The sequence below is a fragment of the Aeromonas sp. A35_P genome, assembly GCF_002259925.1.
In the GTDB taxonomy this organism is placed as follows: Bacteria; Pseudomonadota; Gammaproteobacteria; order Enterobacterales; family Aeromonadaceae; genus Aeromonas; species Aeromonas dhakensis.
The window spans coordinates 1-2687 of record NZ_NEVB01000172.1 but is presented as its reverse complement, the minus strand read 5'-3'; the positions used below and the strand labels follow the sequence as shown (position 1 = coordinate 2687).

Below are 2687 nucleotides of genomic sequence, written 5' to 3'. Positions count from 1 at the left end.
ATGTAACCATTTGCTGTTTTTTCTATTTTAGTCTACCGATTAAAAAGGCCTCCAACAAGGGAGGCCTCAAATAAATATTATCTTTTAAAGACCGGACGATATTCAGCCTTTCTGGGAACGCTTCACCGCATCCACAAAAACCGATTTCGCCTTGGTCGAACCTGCCCGTTCCGCTTCGCTGACCAATCTCATCGCCTTGTCGATGTCACCGGCTTTCACCGCTTTCTCGATCTGGAATTGATAGAAGGCCTCGGTTTCGCTCAGCATGGGGGCACTGCTCTTGACTGCACCGGCGGTCGCCAGGGGCACGACAAGCTTGTTTGGTGCCGTGTTGACTACCGGGGTGTTGGCATCAATCACATCCTGATAGACGGGCTTGTAATAGTTGCTCTCGGTTTTGACGCCACTCAAGTCCTCTACAGAGAGGCTGACCACGCCCCAGGGGGAGTGCGGAATGACGGGGTCTTTTTCACCATAATCAACCACCCCCAGCGACTTGGTCATCAGCTTGGAAGGGCTCAGAATGGTGGTTGTTTTGTCCAGACCGCTCTGGTCTGTGTAGATCACCATGTAACTTTCGTTATTGGGGTTACCGACATAGGAGCGATCCACGGTAAACACGGCTTCCATGCGATCCCCCTGCAGCATGCGTGCAGGCTCGTACTTGAACACGTCGCTGCCCAACTTGCGGGTCACATTGAATTTGGAATCAAGCATCAAGACGGTCGGGTTGAACAGCGATTTGTCGATCAAGCCATCAACCGTGATGCGCAGGTCACCGGAGTTGACCGGCAACCGGAAGGCGGCGAAGTGGCTTTTCCCTTCGCTGAAAGCGTAAACGGGGGAGCTGCCATCAATGGGGATAAGCTTGGTTGCGCCCGGTTGTATGTCCTGAAACGGCAGACTGGAGACATCGCGACAGCAGCTGCCAACCGTAGCCAATTGGCTCATCGCAACGTCGCGATTTCCCATGATGGACTTGAACTCCTGAGTCGGCGCTACCGTCGTTTCCAACGTGGCGCACCCACCCAGCACAACAGAACAGAATACAGTCAAGGCTAATCTGGAATATCTCATCGCGTGACCCTAAGAAACGTGTTGTAAAAAAAGAGCCCCCGTCATGCGGGGGCACTTGCAGTCATGACGTCAACAGATTACCACCAGGCTTCAGCTTGAACACCGAAGTTCCAGGAATCGTCCTGTTTCACGCCATTGGCATCCGGGCGGAACTGGCCGTCAGAATCCAGGTAGGAAGCGTAGACGCGGATTTCCGGACGGGCCCAGAAGCTGGAACCTGCGGACCAGGCCTGAGCCAGGGTGTATTTCTTGCCGATGGTGCTGGTTTCGGTGCCATTGTTCGGCTTGTAGCTGTCATGGTGATAGCCAAGCTCGGCGATGGTCTTCATGGTGTCATTCCACTTGTACATCGGGCGAACGACAACGGAGAAGGTGTCCTTGTCAGCGCTGTCATTGTCGATGTCACTGGCAGTACCGTAAACCAGCTGGTGACCAAACTCGACCTTGTCGCCAACCGGCAGCACGCCCCAGTTGATGAAACGCCAGCCATCGCCCTTGGCGGCAGATTGGCTCAGGCCGCTGCCAGAACCGCTACCGTAGTCAACAGCCTGAGCGGCATAACCGTCGGCGAAATACTGAACCACGGTCTTGTTGAAGCCACCCAGCATGGATTGGGTCAGCTCGGCGGTCAGCATGTGGCCGTTTTTCTCGTAATCTTTGCTGCCCAGAGCCGCTTTCTGCTCATCGGTCAGGTTGCCGCGGGCGTAGTCATAGCCCAGCTCCAGGGAGCCGTCTTTCCACAACGGGATACCAGCATAACGCAGGTCCAGTACGTCGGTATCAACACGCTTGTCGACACCAACACCACCTACAAACTGATCGTAATCTTCCCACGGGTCGTTACGCAGCCATGCAAAGGAGAGCTTGCCCGGACCAGCCTGGATGTTTTCTACACCAGCACCGGCACCAGACACATCCCAGTAGTAGAAGTCGGAGATGTGGATGTCGTGACGTTGATAGTAACGCTTACCAGCCCACAGGGTAGCTTCCGGCGCGAAGCCCAGCACGCCCTTGGCCTGGACGTTGAATTGACGCAGAGCAAAGTCGGCATCGCTGCCGCTGGTGCTTTCCCAGTCACGACCTTGCTGACCGGAAACCATTGCAAACATGGAGTCTACGTAGAAGGACTTGCCGTCCTTGTTGTAAGCCTCTTGACCCAGCTGAACTTCGCCGTAGGTCTCGGCTTCGTTGCCCAGACGACCGACTTTCTGTTTGCTGTAAGTTTGCAGGCTGCCGTTATCGGAAGTACCGACACCGGAACGCATGTAGCCGTGGAAATCAACGGCGAAGGCGGCTTGGGAAGCCAGGGCTGCGGTTACTGCTGCAGCGATCGGGAGCCACTTTGCTTTCATTTTCATTTTCCTTATTCCCGCTGTGAGGAGTGTGATCCTGAATATCCAAGTTCTTATCACCGTAAAAACGTTTGGGTGATAACCGAGGCCGATTATAGGTAGCCAATTTCGGGACAAACATGAGCTGATTCACAAAATGGCGACAAATCGCCCAGCATTGGCCGCAGAGGGTTTTATTGGATGGATAACCGTGAATTTATGCAATAACTCACTATTCACTATGGTTTAAATGCAAAAAGATCCACCATGAAACCGCTA

The 2687-nt window shown here is 53.9% G+C and carries 2 protein-coding genes; both read right to left on the bottom strand.

What is annotated here, in order from left to right; translation table 11 throughout:
* Positions 1-102: 102 nt before the first annotated feature.
* The gene (locus CAK78_RS10630) at positions 103-972 is read right to left on the bottom strand and encodes a MalM family protein (RefSeq protein ID WP_254924751.1); all 870 of its coding nucleotides are present in this window, start codon (positions 970-972) and stop codon (positions 103-105) included.
* Positions 973-1154: 182 nt separating this feature from the next.
* Positions 1155-2429, bottom strand: a complete 1275-nt coding sequence (locus CAK78_RS10625) for a maltoporin (RefSeq protein ID WP_026139025.1) — start codon at positions 2427-2429, stop codon at positions 1155-1157.
* Positions 2430-2687: the final 258 nt, after the last annotated feature.